Source organism: Pseudomonas sp. S1_E05 (genome assembly GCF_056337105.1).
Window position 1 is genome coordinate 5,305,001 of sequence record NZ_JBFRHM010000001.1, and the last position, 23,182, is coordinate 5,328,182.

Annotated in this window: 20 protein-coding genes, 4 tRNA genes and 2 rRNA genes (1 of these 26 only partly in view); all 26 read left to right on the top strand. The window is 55.4% G+C overall.

The genetic code is table 11. The annotated features are described in order from the left end of the window. Window positions 1–576, top strand: a 23S ribosomal RNA gene (locus AB4N33_RS24440) (it extends 2,318 nt beyond the left edge of the window). 146 nt (window positions 577–722) lie between these two features. Beyond that, window positions 723–838 (top strand): 5S ribosomal RNA (gene rrf / locus AB4N33_RS24445). A gap of 134 nt (window positions 839–972) precedes the next feature. Next, window positions 973–1,932: a bifunctional biotin--[acetyl-CoA-carboxylase] ligase/biotin operon repressor BirA gene (birA, locus tag AB4N33_RS24450; protein ID WP_476458425.1), complete on the top strand. Its 960-nt coding sequence runs from the start codon at window positions 973–975 to the stop codon at window positions 1,930–1,932. Further along, entirely contained in the window at window positions 1,922–2,671 is a 750-nt protein-coding gene (locus tag AB4N33_RS24455; protein ID WP_476458426.1) for a pantothenate kinase, read from the top strand. Before birA ends, AB4N33_RS24455 begins: the two co-directional genes overlap by 11 nt. Before the next feature lie 7 nt (window positions 2,672–2,678). Next, a complete protein-coding gene (locus tag AB4N33_RS24460; RefSeq protein WP_460120405.1) occupies window positions 2,679–3,119 on the top strand; it encodes a hypothetical protein in 441 nt (146 codons plus the stop codon). Window positions 3,120–3,262: 143 nt separating this feature from the next. After that, window positions 3,263–3,347, top strand: a tRNA-Tyr gene (locus tag AB4N33_RS24465). Window positions 3,348–3,371: 24 nt separating this feature from the next. Further along, window positions 3,372–3,445 (top strand) — tRNA-Gly (locus tag AB4N33_RS24470). A gap of 26 nt (window positions 3,446–3,471) precedes the next feature. Beyond that, window positions 3,472–3,547: transfer RNA gene (locus AB4N33_RS24475), tRNA-Thr, on the top strand. Between the two features lie 187 nt (window positions 3,548–3,734). Beyond that, window positions 3,735–3,810, top strand: a tRNA-Trp gene (locus tag AB4N33_RS24480). Between the two features lie 45 nt (window positions 3,811–3,855). Further along, the gene (secE, locus tag AB4N33_RS24485) at window positions 3,856–4,224 is read left to right on the top strand and encodes a preprotein translocase subunit SecE (protein ID WP_007896620.1); all 369 of its coding nucleotides are present in this window, start codon (window positions 3,856–3,858) and stop codon (window positions 4,222–4,224) included. A gap of 9 nt (window positions 4,225–4,233) precedes the next feature. Next, window positions 4,234–4,767 carry a transcription termination/antitermination protein NusG gene (nusG, locus tag AB4N33_RS24490; protein ID WP_007933727.1) on the top strand — a complete coding sequence of 178 codons (534 nt, stop codon included), beginning with the start codon at window positions 4,234–4,236 and terminating at the stop codon, window positions 4,765–4,767. Between the two features lie 117 nt (window positions 4,768–4,884). Next, window positions 4,885–5,316 (top strand): 50S ribosomal protein L11, encoded by a 432-nt coding sequence (gene rplK / locus AB4N33_RS24495; RefSeq protein ID WP_003176435.1) that lies wholly within the window; start codon window positions 4,885–4,887, stop codon window positions 5,314–5,316. After that, complete coding sequence (gene rplA, locus AB4N33_RS24500; RefSeq protein ID WP_460120408.1) at window positions 5,316–6,011, top strand: 50S ribosomal protein L1; 696 nt, start codon at window positions 5,316–5,318, stop codon at window positions 6,009–6,011. The genes rplK and rplA overlap by 1 nt, the downstream gene beginning before the upstream one ends. 198 nt (window positions 6,012–6,209) lie before the next feature. After that, window positions 6,210–6,710 carry a 50S ribosomal protein L10 gene (gene rplJ, locus AB4N33_RS24505; RefSeq protein ID WP_018925653.1) on the top strand — a complete coding sequence of 167 codons (501 nt, stop codon included), beginning with the start codon at window positions 6,210–6,212 and terminating at the stop codon, window positions 6,708–6,710. Between the two features lie 78 nt (window positions 6,711–6,788). Continuing rightward, window positions 6,789–7,154 (top strand): 50S ribosomal protein L7/L12, encoded by a 366-nt coding sequence (gene rplL, locus AB4N33_RS24510; protein ID WP_033703494.1) that lies wholly within the window; start codon window positions 6,789–6,791, stop codon window positions 7,152–7,154. Window positions 7,155–7,374: 220 nt separating this feature from the next. Further along, window positions 7,375–11,448 (top strand): DNA-directed RNA polymerase subunit beta, encoded by a 4,074-nt coding sequence (gene rpoB / locus AB4N33_RS24515; RefSeq protein ID WP_460120411.1) that lies wholly within the window; start codon window positions 7,375–7,377, stop codon window positions 11,446–11,448. Between the two features lie 64 nt (window positions 11,449–11,512). After that, window positions 11,513–15,712, top strand: coding sequence for a DNA-directed RNA polymerase subunit beta' (gene rpoC / locus AB4N33_RS24520; protein WP_460120413.1), 4,200 nt, complete (start codon window positions 11,513–11,515; stop codon window positions 15,710–15,712). Window positions 15,713–15,928: 216 nt separating this feature from the next. Further along, window positions 15,929–16,300 carry a 30S ribosomal protein S12 gene (gene rpsL, locus AB4N33_RS24525; protein WP_003186084.1) on the top strand — a complete coding sequence of 124 codons (372 nt, stop codon included), beginning with the start codon at window positions 15,929–15,931 and terminating at the stop codon, window positions 16,298–16,300. A 109-nt stretch (window positions 16,301–16,409) separates the two neighbouring features. Further along, entirely contained in the window at window positions 16,410–16,883 is a 474-nt protein-coding gene (rpsG, locus tag AB4N33_RS24530) for a 30S ribosomal protein S7 (protein ID WP_016772941.1), read from the top strand. Between the two features lie 30 nt (window positions 16,884–16,913). Then, entirely contained in the window at window positions 16,914–19,019 is a 2,106-nt protein-coding gene (fusA, locus tag AB4N33_RS24535) for an elongation factor G (protein ID WP_460120415.1), read from the top strand. 31 nt (window positions 19,020–19,050) lie between these two features. Then, window positions 19,051–20,244 (top strand): elongation factor Tu, encoded by a 1,194-nt coding sequence (tuf, locus tag AB4N33_RS24540; protein ID WP_460120417.1) that lies wholly within the window; start codon window positions 19,051–19,053, stop codon window positions 20,242–20,244. 156 nt (window positions 20,245–20,400) lie between these two features. Beyond that, window positions 20,401–20,712, top strand: a complete 312-nt coding sequence (gene rpsJ, locus AB4N33_RS24545) for a 30S ribosomal protein S10 (protein WP_003186070.1) — start codon at window positions 20,401–20,403, stop codon at window positions 20,710–20,712. 80 nt (window positions 20,713–20,792) lie between these two features. Further along, complete coding sequence (gene rplC, locus AB4N33_RS24550) at window positions 20,793–21,428, top strand: 50S ribosomal protein L3 (RefSeq protein ID WP_460120419.1); 636 nt, start codon at window positions 20,793–20,795, stop codon at window positions 21,426–21,428. A 12-nt stretch (window positions 21,429–21,440) separates the two neighbouring features. Continuing rightward, complete coding sequence (rplD, locus tag AB4N33_RS24555; protein WP_460120420.1) at window positions 21,441–22,043, top strand: 50S ribosomal protein L4; 603 nt, start codon at window positions 21,441–21,443, stop codon at window positions 22,041–22,043. Beyond that, window positions 22,040–22,339 (top strand): 50S ribosomal protein L23, encoded by a 300-nt coding sequence (gene rplW, locus AB4N33_RS24560; protein WP_002555488.1) that lies wholly within the window; start codon window positions 22,040–22,042, stop codon window positions 22,337–22,339. Before rplD ends, rplW begins: the two co-directional genes overlap by 4 nt. 14 nt (window positions 22,340–22,353) lie before the next feature. After that, window positions 22,354–23,178, top strand: a complete 825-nt coding sequence (rplB, locus tag AB4N33_RS24565; protein ID WP_007924198.1) for a 50S ribosomal protein L2 — start codon at window positions 22,354–22,356, stop codon at window positions 23,176–23,178. The last annotated feature ends 4 nt before the right edge of the window (window positions 23,179–23,182 follow it).

A 23,182-nucleotide genomic window follows, 5' to 3' on the forward strand; every position in this document is an offset into this window, starting at 1 on the left:
AGGCAAAAGCGCGCTTGACTGCGAGACAGACACGTCGAGCAGGTACGAAAGTAGGTCTTAGTGATCCGGTGGTTCTGTATGGAAGGGCCATCGCTCAACGGATAAAAGGTACTCCGGGGATAACAGGCTGATACCGCCCAAGAGTTCATATCGACGGCGGTGTTTGGCACCTCGATGTCGGCTCATCACATCCTGGGGCTGAAGCCGGTCCCAAGGGTATGGCTGTTCGCCATTTAAAGTGGTACGCGAGCTGGGTTTAGAACGTCGTGAGACAGTTCGGTCCCTATCTGCCGTGGACGTTTGAGATTTGAGAGGGGCTGCTCCTAGTACGAGAGGACCGGAGTGGACGAACCTCTGGTGTTCCGGTTGTCACGCCAGTGGCATTGCCGGGTAGCTATGTTCGGGAAAGATAACCGCTGAAAGCATCTAAGCGGGAAACTTGCCTCAAGATGAGATCTCACTGGAACCTTGAGTTCCCTGAAGGGCCGTCGAAGACTACGACGTTGATAGGTTGGGTGTGTAAGCGCTGTGAGGCGTTGAGCTAACCAATACTAATTGCCCGTGAGGCTTGACCATATAACACCCAAGCAATTTGAGTCGAAAGGCCAGATTGTGGTGTTGTGAAGACGAAACGAACCGAAAGTTTGCAGCTCACAAAGCACCGAAAGACATCACATGCCCGATTCGCTGGAATGTCGAAAGACACGTCAGCTCAAGAATTTCTTGACGACCATAGAGCATTGGAACCACCTGATCCCATCCCGAACTCAGCAGTGAAACGATGCATCGCCGATGGTAGTGTGGGGTTTCCCCATGTGAGAGTAGGTCATCGTCAAGATTAAATTCCGAAACCCCAATTGCGAAAGCAGTTGGGGTTTTGTTTTTGTCGCTCGCAAATCTGCCTGACACGCTTTCTATGCAAGGGATCAAGGCGTGGCTATCATGCGTGCCTCATTGTGAGGCGAGACCTGCATGCTGACGTTGTTAGAGCTTCTTAAGGATGGTCGATTTCATTCGGGGCAGGCGCTGGGTGCTGCGTTGGGTGTCAGTCGCAGTGCCGTATGGAAACAGCTTCAGCTTTTAGAGGCTGAGCTGGGTCTGTCTATCCATAAGGTGCGAGGTCGTGGCTATCAACTGGCTGCTCCGTTGACCTTGCTGGATTCGGACGCGATCACGGAGCACTCGCCTGGTTGTAATTGGCCCATCCTGGTATTTGACTCAATTGACTCGACCAATGCCGAAGCGTTGCGCGCGATAGAGCGGGGCGTGGCTGCGCCATTACTGGTGCTTGCTGAACGGCAGACTTCAGGGCGCGGACGTCGGGGGCGCCGGTGGGCGAGCCCGTTCGCGGAGAACATCTACTACAGCCTGGTGTTGCGTATTGACGGTGGAATGCGACAGTTGGAGGGGTTGAGTCTTGTTGTCGGGCTCGCAGTCATGCAAACCTTGCGAGGCCTGGGTGTATCGGGTGCTGGATTGAAGTGGCCTAACGATGTTCTGGTCGGCCGCAAGAAAATCGCCGGGATCCTGCTTGAATTGGTCGGCGATCCCGCTGATGTCTGTCACGTCGTTCTCGGTGTGGGAATCAATGTGAACATGCAGGTGACCGATGAGGTTGATCAGCAATGGACATCCATGCGGCTTGAGTCGGGAGTCGCAGTCGATCGCAATCACCTGGTCGCGAAATTAGGGCAAATGCTACGGCTTTACTTGGATCGTCATCGTAATGGCGGATTTGCTGCGATCCAAGTGGAGTGGGAACAGAGTCATCTGTGGCAGGGACGGGCGGTGTCGTTGATCGCTGGAGTCAACCAGGTCGATGGCGAAGTGCTTGGTATTGATAGTCAGGGTGCGCTGCGCTTGAAGGTGGAAGGTGTGGAAAAAGTCTTTAGTGGTGGTGAGCTCAGTTTGAGGTTGCGCGATGATTCTTGAGCTCGACTGCGGAAACAGTTTCATCAAGTGGCGGGTGCTTGCTGCTGACAAGTGCCGCACGATAGGTGAAGGTGTCGTCGATTCGAATCTCGCGCTTCTAGAAAGTCTGGGAGCGCTCGCCGGGCTGGATCTCAAATTCTGCCGGTTGGTCAGTGTGAGGACGGATGAAGAGACTGCTGCGCTGGTCGCCCTGTTGACCGGCGCCTTTGGCGTTTCAGTGGCATGTGCGGCCCCTGCGCGCGAAATGTCGGGGGTCCGCAACGGCTACGAGGAATTCGAGCGCCTCGGTCTGGATCGCTGGCTGGCGATGCTTGGCGGATATCATTTGGCTGCCGGTGCATGCCTGGTGCTGGATTTCGGGACCGCCGTCACGGCGGATTTTATTGCCGCTGATGGTCAGCATCTTGGGGGCTTCATTTGCCCTGGAATGCCGCTTATGCGAAATCAACTGCGCACCCATACTCGTAAAATTCGCTATGGAGACTTGGCTGCCGAGCGCGCCCTGGAGAGCCTTGTGCCGGGGCGGACGACTGTCGAGGCGGTAGAGCGTGGTTGCTCCCTGATGTTGCGGGGGTTCGTTCTGACTCAACTGGAACTTGCGCGTACCTATTGGGGGGCAGATTTTTCGTTGTTCCTGACAGGAGGGGACGCGGGGTTGGTGTCCGGGGTCGTGCCTGAGGCCAGGGTGGTTCCTGATCTGGTATTCGTGGGTTTGGCTATGGCATGTCCTTTGTCCTGAGGTTCTTATGCGTTGGTTGTTCCTGCTGCTGCTCGTTCTCAATGTGTTCTATTACATATGGCATCAACAAGAGGCTCCCCTGCGCGCGAAGGACGTCACCCCTTTGAGTCTCTACAAAGGAAATCAGCAGGATATTCGCTTGCTGAGCGAGGCGACTGATGCGTCTCGGGCCAAGGGAAAGCCTGTGCAGTCGGACAATGAATGTCTTTACCTGGGTGGTTTCGCGCGACAGGAGTCGCTCCAGGCGGTGGAAGCGCGCTTAAAAGGTATGGAGATCAAATATCAGCCTCTCTCGAGGAGTAACCCGGAACTCGCGGGTTTCTGGGTGCAGGTGGCCCCTGAAAGCCGACGCTGGCTTGACGATGTGCAGCTTCAAAACCTTTCCAGAGAATTCAATGACTTAAAACATAAAATAATGCCCTGCGAGGGGGTTGCGTCCGCCGAGTAGTTTGCATAGAATGGCGCCCGCTTCGCAGTGAAGACCTTTAAAGGGCTACGGTGTGAAGTGAGGTCAACGCAGCTAAGCTCAGGTTTTTAATGAGAAAAATGCTTGACAGAAGGCTGGCATGATGTAGAATGCCGGCTCGCTTAGGAGGGGTTCCCGAGCGGCCAAAGGGATCAGACTGTAAATCTGACGTCTACGACTTCGAAGGTTCGAATCCTTCCCCCTCCACCATTTTTAGCGAGAGCTGCAAGCTCCGCGGGTATAGTTTAGTGGTAGAACCTCAGCCTTCCAAGCTGATGATGCGGGTTCGATTCCCGCTACCCGCTCCAAACTTGCAGGTTTTGCAAGGTGTTACGCTCTTGTAGCTCAGTTGGTAGAGCACACCCTTGGTAAGGGTGAGGTCAGCGGTTCAAATCCGCTCAAGAGCTCCATATAACAAGGCAGATATGAAAATATCTGCCTTTGTTTTAATGGCTTGCTTGGTTTGTTCTGCTCCTTTCCTGGGAGGGTTTTTGCTCAGGAGGGTAGTCATCCCGCCGGTGTTGAGGGCTGGGTTGTCGAGTAAGTTGTTGTAATGTCTTTTTCGGGCCGGCATAATGGTCGGCCTGATTTTGTTTTAGGTCAGTAGCTCAATTGGCAGAGCGACGGTCTCCAAAACCGTAGGTTGGGGGTTCGATTCCCTCCTGACCTGCCAGATTCACTCGGTGTATCTGGCTTTCTTTTCACAGGATCTTCATAGATGACTCCTAAAGCTGAAGCTCAAGGCTCTCGCTTCGATCTGCTCAAGTGGCTAGTAGTAGTCGCTTTGGTGGTCGTTGGCGTTGTTGGTAATCAGTATTACTCTGCTTCGCCGATCCTGTACCGCGTACTAGCGTTGCTCGTCATTGCTGCTGTAGCTGCCTTTGTAGGCCTGCAGACCGTCAAGGGCAAGTCTTTCTTTGTACTGGTTAAGGAAGCTCGCACCGAGATTCGTAAAGTCGTATGGCCAACGCGCCAAGAGACCACGCAGACCACGCTGATCGTTGTGGCTGTGGTGCTGGTTATGGCGCTGCTGTTGTGGGGTCTTGATTCCCTGCTCGGTTGGCTTGTCTCCTTGATTGTCGGCTAAGGGTGTCCCGTGGCTAAGCGTTGGTATGTTGTGCATGCTTACTCCGGTTACGAGAAGCATGTCATGCGCTCGCTGATTGAGCGCGTAAAGCTGGCTGGCATGGAAGATGGCTTCGGCGAAATTCTGGTTCCCACTGAAGAAGTGGTTGAAATGCGTAATGGCCAGAAACGCAAAAGCGAGCGTAAGTTCTTCCCAGGTTATGTGCTGGTTCAGATGGATATGAACGAGGGTACTTGGCACTTGGTCAAGGATACTCCTCGTGTGATGGGCTTCATTGGCGGTACCGCCGACAAGCCTGCACCTATCACGGATAAAGAAGCGGAAGCGATTCTGCGTCGCGTTGCTGATGGTAGCGACAAGCCTAAGCCGAAGACGTTGTTCGAGCCGGGCGAGTCGGTGCGTGTCAATGATGGTCCGTTTGCCGACTTTACCGGCACCGTTGAAGAAGTTAACTACGAAAAGAGCCGGATCCAAGTGGCGGTGCTCATTTTCGGTCGCTCTACTCCGGTAGAGTTGGAGTTCAGCCAGGTCGAAAAGGTCTAGCTGTACAAGCATCCCAACCCCGCAGCCCCAGGCTGTGGGGTTTTGTCGTCACTGGGATAAACGCGCAAGTAACCGGGGAGCCTTTCGAGGCGTTCGAACCCGTAATTGGAGTGCCTCATGGCCAAGAAGATTACCGCTTACATCAAGCTGCAAGTGAAGGCCGCTCAGGCTAACCCAAGTCCACCTGTTGGCCCTGCACTGGGTCAGCACGGCGTGAACATCATGGAATTCTGCAAGGCTTTCAACGCCCGTACTCAGGGTCTTGAGCCAGGTCTGCCGACTCCAGTGATCATCACTGTCTACAGCGACCGTAGCTTCACTTTCGAAACCAAATCCACCCCTGCTTCGGTTCTGCTGAAGAAGGCGGCCGGTCTGACCAGCGGTTCCGCTCGTCCGAACACCGTTAAGGTTGGCACTGTGACTCGTGCTCAGCTGGAAGAAATCGCGAAAACCAAAAACGCGGATCTGACTGCAGCTGATATGGATGCGGCTGTGCGTACCATCGCCGGTTCTGCTCGTAGCATGGGCCTTAACGTGGAGGGTGTGTAATGGCTAAGCTGACCAAGCGTCAAAAGGCTATCGCCGGCAAAATCGAAGCAGGCAAGGCCTACAACTTTGTAGACGCTGCTGCTCTGCTGTCTGAGCTGTCGACTGTAAAGTTCAGCGAGTCGTTCGACGTTGCTGTAAACCTGGGCGTTGACCCGCGTAAATCCGACCAGGTCGTTCGTAGCGCTACCGTGCTGCCACACGGCACTGGCAAGACCGTACGCGTTGCTGTGTTCACCCAGGGTCCAGCTGCCGAGGCCGCTCTGGCTGCCGGCGCTGACCGTGTAGGTATGGACGAACTGGCTGCCGAAATGAAAGGCGGCGACCTGAACTATGACGTAGTTATCGCATCCCCGGATGCCATGCGCGTTGTAGGTCAGTTGGGTCAGATCCTCGGTCCACGTGGCCTGATGCCTAACCCTAAAGTCGGCACCGTTACTCCAGACGTAGCTACCGCAGTCAAGAACGCGAAGGCTGGTCAGGTTCGTTATCGCACCGACAAAAACGGCATCATCCACACTTCCGTTGGCAAGATCGGCTTCGATGCCGTCAAGCTGAAGGAAAACGTTGAAGCCCTGATCGCTGATCTGAAGCGTATCAAGCCAGCTTCTTCGAAAGGCATTTACGTCAAGCGCGTTACCCTGAGCACCACTATGGGCCCAGGTCTGGTCATCGACCAAAGCTCGCTCGACGCGTAAGGCATAAATTGGCGCAAGTGATTGCGCCAATTGAAAAATTGGGGTCCCTGCCTGGCGGGGGCTATCCAAGACCGTAGGCGACGCAAGTCTTAAACCACAAGCCTACGCAGATGGTGCTCCCGGTTCCTTACCGAATCAGACACCAAAACGACATCCGGTTCCGACTGGATGAAACGGTAACAAGCAGGAGTTAAACCCGTGGCAATTAAACTCGAAGACAAGAAGGCCATCGTCGCTGAAGTCAACGAGGCTGCCAAAGTCGCTCTGTCCGCTGTCGTGGCTGATGCCCGTGGCGTAACAGTAGGCGCAATGACCGGACTCCGTAAAGAGGCTCGTGAAGCTGGCGTTTACGTACGTGTTGTACGTAACACCCTGCTCAAGCGCGCTGTTGCTGACACTGAATTCAGTGTCCTCAACGACGTGTTCACCGGCCCTACCCTGATTGCATTCTCCAAGGAACATCCAGGCGCTGCTGCCCGGATTTTCAAAGAGTTCGCCAAGGGTCAGGACAAGTTCGAGATCAAGGCAGCTGCGTTTGATGGCAAGTTTCTTGCCGCTAACCAGATCGACGTGTTGGCTACCCTGCCGACCCGCGACGAAGCTATTGCGAAACTGATGAGCGTGATTCAAGGCGCTACCAGCAAGCTGGCTCGTACTCTGGCAGCCGTTCGCGACCAGAAAGAAGCTGCTGCAGCCTAAGGCTCAGTCGAATCTTTCCAAATCATATGTTTAATTTGATGGCTGCGTAAGCTGTCACCCCAATACAGGATTCAAGTCATGTCTCTGACTAACGAACAAATCATCGAAGCAATCGGCCAGAAAACCGTTCTGGAAGTTGTTGAGCTGATCAAAGCAATGGAAGAAACCTTCGGCGTGACCGCTGCTGTTGCTGCTGCTGGTCCAGCTGCTGCTGCCGCTGTTGTTGAAGAGCAAACCGAATTCAACGTTGTTCTGCTTGAAGCCGGCGAGAAGAAAGTAAACGTGATCAAGGCAGTTCGTGAACTGACTGGTCTGGGCCTGAAAGAAGCCAAAGAGAAAGTCGACGGCGCTCCTCAGGTTGTAGCTGAAGGCGTTTCGAAAGAAGCTGCTGAAGACGCTAAGAAGAAGCTGGAAGAAGCAGGCGCTAAAGTCGAGCTGAAGTAAGCATCGACTTTGCTCCTCCAGCCCGAGCGTTAAGCGACAGGCTGATGGCTGGTGGCTCTTGCCACCGGCCTTTTTCCGTTATTGGCAGCCGACTGGGTCGGTGCTGATAACGAGCTGTAACCACCCGATATGGTGGCGCAAACCATGGGGTTTGCACGATTTTCTGGCTGCTCCCGTCGGGAGGGGCCAAACAAGCAGGTGACCAAGCTGGGGAACGCTGATGGCTTACTCATATACTGAGAAAAAACGTATCCGCAAGGACTTTAGCAAGTTGCCGGACGTCATGGATGTGCCTTACCTCCTGGCCATCCAGCTGGATTCGTATCGTGAATTCTTGCAAGCGGGAGCGACTAAAGATCAGTTCCGCGACGTGGGCCTGCATGCGGCCTTCAAATCCGTTTTCCCGATCATCAGCTACTCCGGCAATGCTGCCTTGGAGTACGTCGGTTATCGCCTGGGCGAACCGGCATTTGATGTCAAAGAATGCGTATTGCGCGGTGTGACTTACGCCGTACCTTTGCGGGTAAAAGTGCGCCTGATCATTTTCGACAAAGAATCGTCGAACAAAGCGATCAAGGACATCAAAGAGCAAGAAGTCTACATGGGTGAAATTCCCCTGATGACTGAAAACGGTACCTTCGTAATCAATGGTACTGAGCGTGTAATCGTTTCCCAGCTGCACCGCTCCCCTGGCGTGTTCTTCGACCACGATCGTGGCAAGACGCACAGCTCCGGCAAGCTGCTGTACTCGGCGCGGATCATCCCTTACCGCGGTTCGTGGTTGGACTTCGAGTTCGACCCGAAAGACTGCGTGTTCGTGCGTATCGACCGTCGCCGCAAGCTGCCAGCATCGGTATTGCTGCGCGCGCTCGGTTACACCACTGAAGAAGTGCTGGACGCGTTCTACACCACCAACGTATTCCATGTGAAAGGCGAAAACCTGAGCCTGGAACTGGTGCCTCAGCGTCTGCGCGGTGAAATTGCGGTCCTGGACATCCAGGATGACAAAGGCAAGGTTATTGTCGAGCAAGGTCGCCGTATCACTGCTCGTCACATCAACCAGCTGGAAAAAGCCGGGATCAAAGAGCTGGAAGTGCCTCTGGACTACGTCCTGGGTCGCACCACCGCCAAGGTCATCGTGCACCCGGCTACCGGTGAAATCCTGGCTGAATGCAACACCGAGCTGACGACAGAAGTGCTGGCAAAAATTGCCAAGGCTCAGGTCGTTCGCATCGAGACGTTGTACACCAACGATATCGACTGTGGTCCGTTCGTCTCCGACACCCTGAAGATCGATTCCACCAGCAACCAATTGGAAGCGCTGGTCGAAATCTATCGCATGATGCGTCCAGGCGAGCCGCCAACCAAGGATGCTGCCGAGACCCTGTTCAACAACCTGTTCTTCAGCCCTGAGCGCTATGACCTGTCTGCGGTCGGCCGGATGAAGTTCAACCGTCGTATCGGTCGTACCGAAATCGAAGGTTCGGGCGTGTTGTCCAAGGAAGACATCGTTGCGGTACTGAAGACGCTGGTCGACATCCGTAACGGCAAAGGCATCGTCGATGACATCGACCACCTGGGTAACCGTCGTGTTCGCTGTGTAGGCGAGATGGCCGAAAACCAGTTCCGCGTTGGCTTGGTGCGTGTTGAGCGCGCGGTCAAAGAGCGTCTGTCGATGGCTGAAAGCGAAGGCCTGATGCCGCAAGACCTCATCAACGCCAAGCCAGTGGCTGCGGCGGTGAAAGAGTTCTTCGGTTCGAGCCAGCTGTCCCAGTTCATGGACCAGAACAACCCGCTGTCCGAGATCACCCACAAGCGTCGTGTTTCCGCACTCGGCCCAGGTGGTTTGACTCGTGAACGTGCAGGCTTCGAAGTTCGTGACGTACACCCGACTCACTACGGTCGTGTATGCCCGATTGAAACGCCGGAAGGTCCGAACATCGGTCTGATCAACTCCCTGGCTGCGTATGCGCGCACCAACCAGTACGGTTTCCTCGAGAGTCCGTACCGTGTGGTGAAAGACGCTCTGGTCACTGACGAGATCGTATTCCTGTCCGCCATCGAAGAAGCTGATCACGTGATCGCCCAGGCTTCCGCCACGATGAGCGACAAGAAAGTCCTGATCGACGAGCTGGTAGCTGTTCGTCACCTGAACGAGTTCACCGTCAAGGCGCCGGAAGACGTCACCTTGATGGACGTGTCGCCGAAGCAGGTAGTTTCGGTCGCAGCGTCGCTGATCCCGTTCCTCGAGCACGACGACGCCAACCGTGCGTTGATGGGTTCGAACATGCAGCGTCAAGCTGTACCAACGCTGCGCGCTGACAAGCCGCTGGTCGGTACCGGCATGGAGCGTAACGTAGCTCGTGACTCCGGCGTTTGCGTCGTGGCTCGTCGTGGCGGCGTTATCGATTCCGTCGACGCCAGCCGTATCGTGGTTCGTGTTGCAGATGATGAAGTTGAAACTGGCGAAGCCGGTGTCGACATCTACAACCTGACCAAATACACCCGCTCCAACCAGAACACCTGCATCAACCAGCGTCCGCTGGTGCGTAAGGGTGATCGGGTTCAGCGTAGCGACATCATGGCTGACGGTCCGTCCACCGATATGGGTGAACTGGCTTTGGGTCAGAACATGCGTATCGCGTTCATGGCATGGAACGGCTTCAACTTCGAAGACTCCATCTGCCTGTCCGAGCGTGTGGTTCAGGAAGATCGCTTCACCACGATCCACATTCAGGAACTGACCTGCGTGGCTCGTGACACCAAGCTTGGCCCAGAGGAAATCACTGCGGACATCCCGAACGTGGGTGAAGCTGCGCTGAACAAGCTGGACGAAGCCGGTATCGTTTACGTCGGCGCCGAAGTTGGCCCGGGCGACATTCTGGTCGGCAAGGTCACTCCGAAAGGCGAGACCCAACTGACGCCAGAAGAAAAACTGCTGCGCGCGATCTTCGGTGAGAAGGCTAGCGACGTTAAGGACACTTCCCTGCGCGTACCAACCGGTACCAAAGGTACTGTCATCGACGTTCAGGTCTTCACCCGTGATGGCGTTGAGCGCGACAGTCGTGCCCTGTCCATCGAGAAGAGCCAGCTCGACGAGATCCGCAAGGATCTGAACGAAGAGTTCCGTATCGTTGAAGGCGCTACCTTCGAACGTCTGCGCTCCGCTCTGGTTGGCCACAAAGCCGAAGGCGGCGCTGGTCTGAAGAAAGGCCAGGACATCACCGATGAAGTGCTCGACGGTCTTGAGCATGGTCAGTGGTTCAAGCTGCGCATGGCTGAAGATGCTCTGAACGAGCAGCTCGAGAAGGCTCAGGCTTACATCGTCGATCGCCGCCGTCTGCTGGACGACAAGTTCGAAGACAAGAAGCGCAAACTGCAGCAGGGCGATGACCTGGCTCCAGGCGTGCTGAAAATCGTCAAGGTCTACCTGGCAATCCGTCGTCGCATCCAGCCGGGCGACAAGATGGCCGGTCGTCACGGTAACAAGGGTGTGGTCTCCGTGATCATGCCGGTTGAAGACATGCCGCACGATGCCAATGGCACGCCGGTCGATGTCGTACTCAACCCGCTGGGCGTACCTTCGCGTATGAACGTTGGTCAGATCCTCGAAACCCACCTGGGCCTCGCGGCCAAAGGTCTGGGCGAGAAGATCAACCGCATGGTTGAAGAGCAGCGTAAGGTTGCCGAGCTGCGTAAGTTCCTGCACGAGATCTACAACGAGATCGGTGGTCGTCAGGAAAGCCTCGATGACTTCTCCGACCAGGAAATCCTGGATCTTGCGAACAACCTGCGTGGCGGCGTTCCAATGGCCACTCCGGTATTCGACGGTGCCAAGGAAGTTGAAATCAAGGCCATGCTGAAACTGGCAGACCTGCCGGAAAGCGGCCAGATGCAACTGACTGACGGCCGTACCGGCAACAAGTTCGAGCGCCCGGTTACCGTTGGCTACATGTACATGCTGAAGCTGAACCACTTGGTAGACGACAAGATGCACGCTCGTTCTACCGGTTCGTACAGCCTGGTTACCCAGCAGCCGCTGGGTGGTAAGGCGCAGTTCGGTGGTCAGCGTTTCGGGGAGATGGAGGTCTGGGCACTGGAAGCATACGGTGCTGCATACACTCTGCAAGAAATGCTCACAGTGAAGTCGGACGATGTGAACGGTCGGACCAAGATGTACAAAAACATCGTGGACGGCGATCACCGTATGGAGCCGGGCATGCCCGAGTCCTTCAACGTGTTGATCAAGGAAATTCGTTCCCTCGGCATCGATATCGATCTGGAAACCGAATAACACGTGACGCGAATCGAGAGCGGGGCAGGATTGCCCGCTCTCTGCTCCGCCAGGAGGAAAGGCCTTGAAAGACCTACTGAATTTGCTGAAAAACCAGGGTCAAGTCGAAGAGTTCGACGCCATCCGTATCGGGTTGGCATCGCCTGAGATGATCCGTTCGTGGTCGTTCGGTGAAGTTAAAAAGCCGGAAACCATCAACTACCGTACGTTCAAACCTGAGCGTGACGGCCTGTTCTGCGCCAAGATCTTTGGCCCGGTGAAGGATTACGAGTGCCTGTGCGGTAAGTACAAGCGCTTGAAGCACCGTGGTGTGATCTGCGAGAAGTGCGGCGTTGAAGTCGCACTGGCCAAAGTTCGTCGTGAGCGCATGGCGCACATCGAACTGGCTTCGCCGGTTGCTCACATCTGGTTCCTGAAATCGCTGCCGTCGCGTATCGGCTTGCTGATGGACATGACCCTGCGTGATATCGAGCGCGTTCTCTACTTCGAGAGCTATGTCGTTATCGATCCAGGCATGACCACCCTTGAAAAAGGTCAGTTGCTCAACGACGAGCAGTACTTCGAAGCGCTGGAAGAATTCGGTGACGATTTCGATGCCCGCATGGGTGCCGAAGCTGTCCGCGAACTGCTGCACGCTATCGACCTGGAGCACGAGATTGGTCGTCTGCGCGAAGAAATTCCGCAAACCAACTCCGAGACCAAAATCAAGAAGCTGTCCAAGCGTCTGAAGTTGATGGAAGCCTTCCAGGGTTCCGGCAACTTGCCAGAATGGATGGTGCTGACCGTTCTGCCGGTTCTGCCGCCAGATCTGCGTCCACTGGTCCCGCTGGATGGCGGTCGCTTCGCGACTTCCGACCTCAACGATTTGTATCGTCGAGTGATCAACCGTAACAACCGCTTGAAGCGCCTGCTCGATCTGTCCGCTCCGGACATCATCGTGCGCAACGAAAAGCGTATGTTGCAGGAAGCTGTCGATGCACTGCTCGACAACGGCCGTCGTGGCCGCGCCATTACCGGTTCGAACAAGCGTCCTCTGAAATCCCTGGCTGACATGATCAAGGGTAAGCAAGGTCGTTTCCGTCAGAACTTGCTCGGTAAGCGTGTTGACTACTCCGGTCGTTCGGTAATTACCGTAGGTCCGACCCTGCGTCTGCACCAGTGCGGTCTGCCGAAGAAAATGGCTCTCGAGCTGTTCAAGCCGTTCATTTTCGGCAAGTTGGAAATGCGTGGTCTGGCGACCACCATCAAGGCCGCCAAAAAGATGGTCGAGCGCGAGCTGCCGGAAGTATGGGACGTTCTCGCTGAAGTCATTCGCGAACACCCGGTACTCCTCAACCGTGCACCGACCCTTCACCGTCTGGGTATCCAGGCGTTTGAACCAGTACTGATCGAAGGTAAGGCTATTCAGCTGCACCCGTTGGTTTGTGCTGCGTACAACGCCGACTTCGACGGCGACCAAATGGCCGTGCACGTACCGCTGACGCTGGAAGCCCAGCTGGAAGCGCGTGCGTTGATGATGTCGACCAACAACATTCTGTCGCCAGCCAACGGTGAGCCAATCATCGTTCCGTCGCAGGACGTTGTACTGGGTCTGTACTACATGACTCGTGAAGCGATCAACGCCAAGGGCGAAGGTCGTGTGTTCGCGGATCTGCAGGAAGTTGACCGTGTGTTCCGTGCCGGCGAAGCCGCACTGCACGCGAAAGTCAAAGTGCGGATCAACGAAACCGTCAACGATCGTGACGGTGGTAGCGTGACCGGTACCCGTATCGTCGACACCACTGTCGGCCGTGCGCTGCTGTTCCAGGTTGTGCCAAAAGGTCTGTCCTTCGACGTCGTCAACCTGCCGATGAAGAAAAAGGCGATCTCCAAGCTGATCAACCAGTGCTACCGCGTGGTCGGTCTGAAAGAGACCGTGATCTTCGCTGACCAGTTGATGTACACCGGTTTTGCCTATTCGACCATCTCCGGCGTTTCCATCGGTGTTAACGACTTCGTTATCCCGGATGAAAAAGCTCGAATCATCGGTACCGCTACCGACGAAGTGAAAGAGATCGAAAGCCAGTACGCCTCCGGCCTGGTAACCCAGGGCGAGAAGTACAACAAGGTGATCGACCTCTGGTCCAAGGCGAACGACGAAGTTTCCAAGGCGATGATGGCCAACCTCTCGAAAGAGAAAGTCATCGACCGTCATGGCGACGAAGTCGACCAGGAATCCTTCAACTCGATGTACATGATGGCCGACTCGGGCGCACGGGGTTCTGCTGCGCAGATCCGTCAGCTCGCCGGTATGCGTGGCCTGATGGCCAAGCCGGACGGTTCCATCATCGAAACGCCGATTACTGCGAACTTCCGTGAAGGTTTGAGCGTACTCCAGTACTTCATTTCCACTCACGGTGCTCGTAAAGGTCTGGCGGATACCGCGTTGAAAACTGCGAACTCCGGTTACCTGACTCGTCGTCTGGTAGACGTGGCGCAGGATCTGGTCGTGACCGAGATCGATTGCGGGACCGAGCAAGGCTTGCTGATGACGCCGCACATTGAAGGCGGTGACGTTGTCGAGCCGTTGGGTGAGCGCGTATTGGGTCGTGTCATCGCCCGTGACGTATTCAAGCCGGGTACCGAGGACGTCATCGTTCCTGCTGGCACCCTGGTAGACGAGAAGTGGGTCGAGTTCATCGAGCTGAACAGCATCGACGAAGTGATCGTGCGTTCGCCGATCAGCTGCGAAACCCGCTATGGCATTTGCGCCAAGTGCTACGGCCGTGATCTGGCTCGTGGTCACCAGGTGAACATCGGTGAATCGGTCGGCGTTATCGCTGCACAGTCCATCGGTGAGCCGGGTACCCAGCTGACGATGCGGACGTTCCACATCGGTGGTGCGGCAAGCCGGACCTCCGCAGCCGACAGCGTTCAGGTTAAGAACGGCGGTACCGTCCGTCTGCACAACCTGAAGCACGTTGAGCGAGTGGATGGTCACCTGGTTGCTGTCTCCCGTTCCGGTGAGCTGGCTATCGCTGATGACTTCGGTCGTGAGCGCGAGCGTTACAAGCTGCCGTACGGTGCTGTGATTTCGGTTAAAGAAGGTGACAAGGTCGACGCTGGCGCAATCGTTGCCAAGTGGGATCCGCACACTCACCCAATCGTTACCGAAATGAAAGGTACCGTGACCTACGTGGGCATGGAAGAAGGCATCACGATCAAGCGTCAGACTGACGAATTGACCGGTATGACCAACATTGAAGTACTCGACGCCAAAGATCGTCCAGCTGCCGGCAAGGACATTCGTCCAGCCGTGAAGATGGTCGACGACAACGGCAAGGATCTGTTGCTGCCAGGCACTGACGTTATCGCTCAGTACTTCCTGCCAGCCAACGCCCTGGTCGGTGTAGCGGATGGTGCGAAGATCGCGATCGGTGATGTTATCGCTCGTATCCCGCAAGAGACCTCGAAGACTCGTGACATCACCGGTGGTCTGCCGCGTGTTGCCGACTTGTTCGAAGCCCGTCGTCCGAAAGAAGCGTCGATTCTGGCTGAAGTCAGCGGCACCATCGCGTTCGGTAAAGAAACCAAGGGCAAGCGCCGTCTGGTCATTACTCCGAACGACGGTAGCGATCCGTACGAAGAGCTGATTCCGAAGTGGCGTCACCTGAACGTCTTCGAAGGCGAACAGGTAAACCGTGGCGAAGTTATCTCCGACGGCCCGAGCGATCCACACGACATCCTGCGTCTGCTGGGTGTGAGTGCGCTGGCCAAGTACATCGTGAACGAGATCCAGGACGTTTATCGCCTGCAAGGCGTGAAGATCAACGACAAGCACATCGAGACCATCCTGCGTCAGATGCTGCGTAAAGTTGAAATCGCTGAATCCGGCGATTCCAGTTTCATCAAGGGCGACCAGATGGAACTGACTCACGTACTGGTAGAGAACGAGCGTCTGGCTGCGGAAGACAAGTTTGTCTCCAAGTTCACTCGCGTACTGCTGGGTATCACCAAGGCGTCGTTGTCCACCGAATCGTTCATCTCGGCGGCTTCCTTCCAGGAAACCACCCGTGTACTGACCGAAGCGGCGGTAACCGGCAAGCGCGATTACCTGCGCGGCCTGAAAGAAAACGTGGTCGTGGGTCGTCTGATCCCGGCGGGTACCGGCCTGGCCTATCACAGCGAGCGTAAGCGTCGCCGTGAAGCCGACAAGCCGTTGCGCGTAAGCGCCAGTGAAGTAGAAGCTGCGCTGACCGAAGCGCTGAACTCGAGCGGTAACTGAGTTCTGCGATAAACGAGCGTAAGGCCCTGGCCATTCCGTTCATCGAATCGAGGCAAATTGTCGAGGTTGGATGAGCGGGGAGGTCGGGGCCTTGCCTTGACTGGGGCCAAGATCCTCTTTAGACTCTTGTACCCCTAAATTTGGCGGGAACTCGTTCCTGCCATTTTGCTTTTCTTGCAAGACAATAGCGTCGCAAGACAACAGTGGAGCTAGTAGATGGCAACTATCAACCAGCTGGTACGTCAGCCGCGTAAGCGTATCGTCGAGAAATCCGACGTGCCTGCGCTGCAGAACTGCCCGCAACGTCGTGGCGTGTGCACCCGTGTGTACACCACCACGCCGAAAAAACCTAACTCGGCACTGCGTAAAGTATGCCGTGTGCGCCTGACCAACGGTTTCGAGGTTTCCTCGTACATCGGTGGTGAAGGTCACAACCTGCAAGAGCACAGCGTGGTACTGATCCGCGGCGGTCGTGTAAAAGACTTGCCAGGTGTTCGTTATCACACCGTTCGCGGTTCGTTGGATACTTCCGGTGTCAAAGGTCGTAACCAGGGTCGTTCGAAGTACGGTACCAAGCGTCCGAAGTAATTGGCCGCTTTGCAGTTTTCTAATTTATTGAGTCGATAAGAGTAAGGTCGGGCACGTATCTCTAGAGATCTGTTCCGAACTAACCTGAAGACCGTTTGAGGGCTTATCAATGCCAAGACGTCGCGTAGCAGCAAAGCGTGAGATTCTGGACGATCCGAAATACGGAAGCCAAATCCTCGCCAAATTCATGAACCACGTTATGGAAAGCGGCAAGAAAGCCGTTGCCGAGCGTATCGTTTATGGTGCCCTGGAAACCGTTGCGGCTCGTAAGGCTGGCACCGATCCCCTGGAACTCTTCGAAAAAGCACTCGACGCCATCGCTCCGCTGGTCGAAGTGAAGTCGCGCCGCGTTGGTGGTGCTACTTACCAGGTTCCGGTCGAGGTTCGTCCTTCCCGTCGTAACGCTCTGGCAATGCGCTGGTTGGTAGACTTCGCCCGCAAGCGCGGCGAGAAGTCCATGGCTCTGCGTTTGGCTGGCGAACTGCTGGATGCTGCTGAAGGCAAAGGTGCTGCAGTTAAGAAGCGTGAAGACGTGCACCGTATGGCCGAAGCCAACAAGGCTTTCTCGCACTACCGCTTCTAATTTAAGCTTCACTAATTTTGCGAGGGCTTTATGGCTCGTACTACTCCGATTAGCCGCTACCGTAACATCGGTATCGTCGCTCACGTGGATGCTGGTAAAACCACCACCACCGAGCGCGTCCTTTTTTACACCGGCAAAAGTCACAAAATGGGCGAGGTGCATGATGGCGCCGCGACCACAGACTGGATGGTGCAGGAGCAGGAGCGTGGTATTACCATTACTTCTGCTGCCATCACCGCCTTCTGGAAAGGTTCCGAGAAGCAGTACTCGCACGAGCATCGCTTCAACGTTATCGATACCCCGGGCCACGTAGACTTCACCATTGAAGTAGAGCGCTCCCTGCGCGTACTCGACGGCGCTGTCGTTGTGTTCTGCGGTACTTCGGGCGTTGAGCCGCAGTCCGAAACCGTATGGCGCCAAGCCAACAAATACGGTGTTCCACGTCTTGTTTACGTAAACAAGATGGACCGTGCCGGCGCTAACTTCCTGCGCGTGATTGGTCAGATCAAGCAGCGTCTGGGTCACACTCCGGTGCCGATTCAGTTGGCTATCGGTTCCGAAGACAACTTCCAGGGTCAGATCGATCTGATCAACATGCAAGCTGTCTACTGGAACGACTCCGACAAGGGTATGGTCCCTGTTCGCAAGGACATCCCTGCCGAGCTGCAAGAGCTGGCTGAAGAGTGGCGCAACAACATGGTTGAAGCCGCTGCCGAAGCCAACGAAGAGCTGATGAACAAGTACCTGGAAGGCGAAGAGCTGTCGATCGAAGAGATCAAGGCTGCTTTGCGTCAGCGTACTATCGCCGGCGAAATCGTTCTGGCTGTTTGCGGTTCTTCCTTCAAGAACAAGGGTGTTCCCCTGGTTCTCGACGCCGTTATCGACTTCCTGCCTGCTCCAACCGACATTCCTGCTATCAAGGGTTCCAACCCTGATAACGAGGAAGAGGAAATGGAGCGTCATGCAAACGACGAAGAGCCGTTCGCAGCACTGGCGTTCAAGATCGCTACCGACCCGTTCGTGGGTACTCTGACCTTTGTCCGTGTTTATTCGGGCGTGTTGAACTCCGGTGACGGCGTGATCAACTCGGTCAAAGGCAAGAAAGAGCGCGTGGGCCGTATGGTGCAAATGCACGCAAACGCCCGTGAAGAAATCAAGGAAGTACGCGCTGGTGACATCGCGGCCTTGATCGGCATGAAGGACGTCACCACTGGTGAGACTTTGTGCAGCGCTGACAAGCCAATCATCCTGGTTCGCATGGACTTCCCGGAGCCGGTTATTTCGGTTGCCGTTGAGCCTAAGACCAAGGATGACCAGGAAAAAATGGGTATCGCTCTGGGCAAGCTCGCTCAGGAAGACCCGTCTTTCCGCGTCAAGACTGATGAAGAGACTGGTCAGACGATCATCTCTGGTATGGGTGAGTTGCACCTGGACATCCTGGTTGACCGGATGCGCCGTGAGTTCAACGTTGAAGCCAACATCGGTAAGCCTCAAGTTTCGTATCGTGAGCGCATCACGAAGAACTGCGAAATCGAAGGCAAGTTCGTTCGTCAATCCGGTGGTCGTGGCCAGTTTGGTCACTGCTGGATTCGTTTTGCCCCTGCTGACGAAGGTCAGGAAGGTCTGCAATTCGTGAACGAAGTAGTGGGTGGTGTGGTTCCTAAGGAATACATCCCGGCTATCCAGAAAGGTATCGAAGAGCAGATGAAAAACGGCGTAGTTGCCGGTTATCCGCTGATCGGCCTGAAGGCTACTGTGTTCGATGGTTCCTACCACGACGTCGACTCCAACGAGATGGCGTTCAAGGTGGCTGCTTCCATGGCGACCAAGCAACTGGCCCAGAAGGGCGGTGGTGAGTTGCTCGAGCCGATCATGGCGGTAGAGGTTGTTACGCCTGAAGACTATATGGGTGATGTGATGGGCGACCTTAACCGTCGCCGTGGCATGATTCAGGGTATGGAAGACACGGTCTCCGGCAAAGTTATCCGCGCCGAAGTTCCGCTGGGTGAGATGTTCGGTTATGCGACCGACGTTCGTTCCATGTCCCAGGGTCGCGCAAGCTACTCTATGGAATTCAAAAAATACGATACAGCTCCGTCGCACATCGTCGAAACTGTAACCAAAAAACAAGGCTGATTCAGCCCCTTTAGGCTAGGAGTTAATTGTCGTGGCTAAAGAAAAATTTGATCGTTCCCTTCCGCACGTCAACGTTGGCACCATCGGTCACGTTGACCACGGTAAAACCACTCTGACCGCAGCTCTGACTCGCGTCTGCTCCGAAGTTTTCGGTTCGGCCGTAGTTGAATTCGACAAGATCGACAGCGCGCCAGAAGAAAAAGCTCGTGGTATCACCATCAACACCGCGCACGTTGAATACAACTCGCTGATCCGTCACTACGCTCACGTTGACTGCCCAGGTCACGCTGACTACGTGAAGAACATGATCACCGGTGCTGCCCAGATGGACGGCGCGATTCTGGTTTGCTCGGCCGCTGATGGTCCGATGCCACAAACCCGTGAGCACATCCTGCTGTCCCGCCAGGTAGGCGTTCCGTACATCGTGGTTTTCCTGAACAAGGCTGACCTGGTAGACGACGCTGAGCTGCTGGAACTGGTTGAGATGGAAGTGCGCGACCTGCTGAGCACTTACGACTTCCCAGGTGATGACACTCCAATCATCATCGGTTCTGCTCGTATGGCGCTGGAAGGCAAAGACGACAACGAAATGGGCACTACCGCTGTTAAGAAGCTGGTAGAGACTCTGGACAGCTACATCCCAGAACCAGTTCGTATGATCGACAAGCCGTTCCTGATGCCAATCGAAGACGTATTCTCGATCTCCGGTCGCGGTACTGTGGTAACCGGTCGTATCGAGCGCGGTATCGTTCGCGTTCAAGATGCACTGGAAATCGTTGGTCTGCGTGACACCACTACCACCACCTGCACCGGTGTTGAAATGTTCCGCAAACTGCTCGACGAAGGTCGTGCTGGCGAGAACTGCGGCGTTCTGCTGCGTGGTACCAAGCGTGACGACGTTGAGCGTGGCCAGGTTCTGGTTAAGCCAGGTTCGGTTAAGCCGCACACCAAGTTCACCGCAGAAGTTTACGTTCTGAGCAAGGAAGAAGGCGGTCGTCACACTCCGTTCTTCAAAGGCTACCGTCCACAGTTCTACTTCCGTACTACTGACGTGACTGGTAACTGCCAGCTGCCAGAAGGCGTTGAAATGGTAATGCCAGGTGATAACATCCAGATGGAAGTTACCCTGATCAAAACCATCGCGATGGAAGACGGTCTGCGTTTCGCTATCCGTGAAGGCGGTCGTACCGTCGGCGCTGGCGTCGTAGCTAAAATCATCGAGTAATCTCTTTTTGAGATAGCTTCGATGCTTTGAAAAAGCCCCCGCTCAGCGGGGGCTTTTTTATTGGGTTGACACCTATCTGGGGCGTCTATAGAATTGCGCCTCCTTTTAACGGGCGTATTGCGCCCGGTGGGAATAGCAGCCGGAGTCTGAAATCCAATGCAAAATCAGCAAATCCGTATCAGGTTGAAGGCTTTTGACCATCGCCTGATCGACCAATCAACCCAGGAAATCGTGGAAACCGCGAAACGTACTGGTGCTCAAGTGCGTGGTCCAATTCCACTGCCTACCCGTAAAGAGCGGTTCACCGTTCTGGTCTCCCCGCACGTCAACAAAGACGCGCGTGACCAGTACGAGATCCGTACTCATAAGCGCGTTCTGGACATCGTCCAGCCAACGGATAAAACCGTTGATGCTCTTATGAAGCTTGATCTTGCGGCCGGTGTGGAAGTGCAGATCAGCCTCGGCTAAGACTCGGTCTTGGTCGTGTAACGCTCTGAAATGGGCGGCCATAGCGGGTGAAAGCCCCGTACACTCATGAGGTTTACAACATGACTATTGGTGTAGTCGGTCGTAAATGCGGTATGACCCGTATTTTCACCGAAGAAGGTGTCTCCATTCCGGTCACGGTCATTGAGATCGAGCCGAATCGCGTCACCCAGTTCAAAACTGAAGAAACCGATGGCTATCGTGCAGTGCAAGTCACTGTCGGCGAGCGTCGCGCTTCGCGTGTAACAGCAGCTCAGGCTGGCCACTTCGCCAAGGCGAACGTAGCCGCTGGTCGTACCGTAATGGAATTCCGCCTTGAAGAAGGCGAGTACCAGGCCGGCGATCTGATCAACGCTGAACTCTTCGCCGCTGGTCAACTGGTTGATGTAACCGGTCAGTCCAAGGGTAAAGGCTTCCAGGGTACGATCAAGCGTTGGAACTTCCGCGGGCAAGATAACACCCACGGTAACTCCGTATCCCACCGCGTTCCAGGCTCTATCGGCCAGTGCCAGACTCCTGGTCGTGTATTCAAGGGCAAAAAAATGTCCGGTCATATGGGCGCTGAGCGCGTGACCGTGCAGTCCCTCGAAGTAGTGCGCGTGGACGCTGAACGCAATCTGTTGTTGGTCAAGGGTGCTGTTCCTGGCGCTACTGGCGGCAACGTGGTTGTACGTCCAGCAGCCAAGGCTCGCGGTTAAGGGGAAGCTGACATGCAATTAAATGTAAATGACGCTCAAGCGATCGAAGTTTCCGAACTGACATTTGGCGGCGAATTCAACGAGACGCTGGTTCACCAAGCAGTCGTGGCCTACATGGCCGGCGGCCGTCAAGGTAGCAAGCAGCAAAAGACCCGTTCCGACGTTTCCGGTGGCGGCAAGCGCCCATGGCGTCAGAAAGGTACTGGCCGTGCTCGTGCCGGTACCATTCGTAGCCCAATCTGGCGTGGCGGCGGTACCACTTTCGCAGCTCGTCCTCAGGATCACTCCCAAAAGCTGAACAAGAAGATGTATCGCGCAGCAATGCGTTCCATCCTTGCTGAGCTGGTGCGTACTGATCGTCTGGTTGTGGTTCAGGATTTCGCTGTTGAAACCCCGAAAACCAAAGACCTGCTGGGCAAACTGACCAACATGAGCCTGACCGACGTTCTGATCGTGTCGGACGCTGTTGACCAGAACCTGTACCTGGCTGCTCGCAACCTGCCACACGTCGATGTACGTGATGTGCAAGGTTCCGATCCAGTTAGTCTGATCGCATACGACAAGGTGTTGATCACCGTGTCGGCCGTGAAGAAATTCGAGGAGCTGCTGGGATGAACCAGGAACGCGTATTTAAAGTTCTGCTTGGCCCGCACGTTTCCGAAAAGGCTACGGTTCTGGCTGACAAAAAAGGCCAGTTCGTTTTCAAGGTTGCTACTGACGCAACCAAGCTGGAAATCAAGAAGGCCGTCGAAAGCCTGTTCAGCGTGAAAGTAGAGCGTGTTACTACCCTGAACGTTCTGGGTAAGAGCAAGCGCACTGCTCGCGGTCTGGGCAAGCGTAATGACTGGAAGAAGGCAGTTATCTCCCTTCAGCCAGGCCAAGATCTCGATTTCAGCAGCAGTGCTGAGTAAGGAAGGGGTGCATCATGGCAATCGTTAAATGCAAACCGACTTCCCCTGGCCGCCGTTTTGTGGTCAAGGTGGTCAACCAGGAGCTGCATAAAGGCGCTCCTCACGCACCGCTGCTCGAGAAAAAATCGAAGTCTGGTGGTCGTAACAACAATGGCCGTATTACCACGCGTCACGTTGGTGGTGGTCATAAGCAGCATTACCGTCTGGTCGACTTCCGTCGCAACGACAAAGATGGCATCGCTGCCACTGTCGAGCGTATCGAATACGATCCAAACCGTACTGCTCACATCGCTCTGCTGCTGTACGCAGATGGCGAGCGTCGCTACATCATCGCCCCTAAAGGCGTGAGCGCTGGCGACCAGCTGATCGCAGGTGCCTTGGCGCCGATCAAGCCGGGCAACGCTCTGCAACTGCGCAACATTCCAGTTGGTAGCACCGTACACGGCATCGAATTGAAGCCAGGTAAAGGCGCGCAAATCGCTCGTTCCGCTGGTGCTTCGGCTCAGCTGATCGCTCGTGAAGGTGTCTACGTGACCCTGCGTCTGCGTTCTGGTGAGATGCGTAAAGTGCTGGCTGAATGCCGTGCGACCCTGGGCGAAGTCTCGAACTCCGAGCACAGCCTGCGTTCGCTGGGTAAAGCTGGTGCCAAACGCTGGCGTGGCGTTCGCCCAACCGTTCGTGGTGTTGCCATGAACCCGGTTGACCACCCACATGGTGGTGGTGAAGGTCGTACCTCTGGTGGTCGTCATCCGGTATCGCCATGGGGCTTCCCGACTAAGGGCGCGAAGACTCGTGGTAATAAGCGTACCGACAAAATGATCGTCCGTCGTCGCAAGTAAATAG

Coding starts and splice junctions, on each gene's coding strand:
- birA (WP_476458425.1), top strand. CDS start 973: ATGCTGACGTTGTTAGAGCTTCTTAAGGATGGTCGATTTCATTCGGGG.
- AB4N33_RS24455 (WP_476458426.1), top strand. CDS start 1,922: ATGATTCTTGAGCTCGACTGCGGAAACAGTTTCATCAAGTGGCGGGTG.
- AB4N33_RS24460 (WP_460120405.1), top strand. CDS start 2,679: ATGCGTTGGTTGTTCCTGCTGCTGCTCGTTCTCAATGTGTTCTATTAC.
- secE (WP_007896620.1), top strand. CDS start 3,856: ATGACTCCTAAAGCTGAAGCTCAAGGCTCTCGCTTCGATCTGCTCAAG.
- rplK (WP_003176435.1), top strand. CDS start 4,885: ATGGCCAAGAAGATTACCGCTTACATCAAGCTGCAAGTGAAGGCCGCT.
- rplA (WP_460120408.1), top strand. CDS start 5,316: ATGGCTAAGCTGACCAAGCGTCAAAAGGCTATCGCCGGCAAAATCGAA.
- rplL (WP_033703494.1), top strand. CDS start 6,789: ATGTCTCTGACTAACGAACAAATCATCGAAGCAATCGGCCAGAAAACC.
- rpoB (WP_460120411.1), top strand. CDS start 7,375: ATGGCTTACTCATATACTGAGAAAAAACGTATCCGCAAGGACTTTAGC.
- rpsL (WP_003186084.1), top strand. CDS start 15,929: ATGGCAACTATCAACCAGCTGGTACGTCAGCCGCGTAAGCGTATCGTC.
- rpsG (WP_016772941.1), top strand. CDS start 16,410: ATGCCAAGACGTCGCGTAGCAGCAAAGCGTGAGATTCTGGACGATCCG.
- fusA (WP_460120415.1), top strand. CDS start 16,914: ATGGCTCGTACTACTCCGATTAGCCGCTACCGTAACATCGGTATCGTC.
- rpsJ (WP_003186070.1), top strand. CDS start 20,401: ATGCAAAATCAGCAAATCCGTATCAGGTTGAAGGCTTTTGACCATCGC.
- rplC (WP_460120419.1), top strand. CDS start 20,793: ATGACTATTGGTGTAGTCGGTCGTAAATGCGGTATGACCCGTATTTTC.
- rplD (WP_460120420.1), top strand. CDS start 21,441: ATGCAATTAAATGTAAATGACGCTCAAGCGATCGAAGTTTCCGAACTG.
- rplW (WP_002555488.1), top strand. CDS start 22,040: ATGAACCAGGAACGCGTATTTAAAGTTCTGCTTGGCCCGCACGTTTCC.
- rplB (WP_007924198.1), top strand. CDS start 22,354: ATGGCAATCGTTAAATGCAAACCGACTTCCCCTGGCCGCCGTTTTGTG.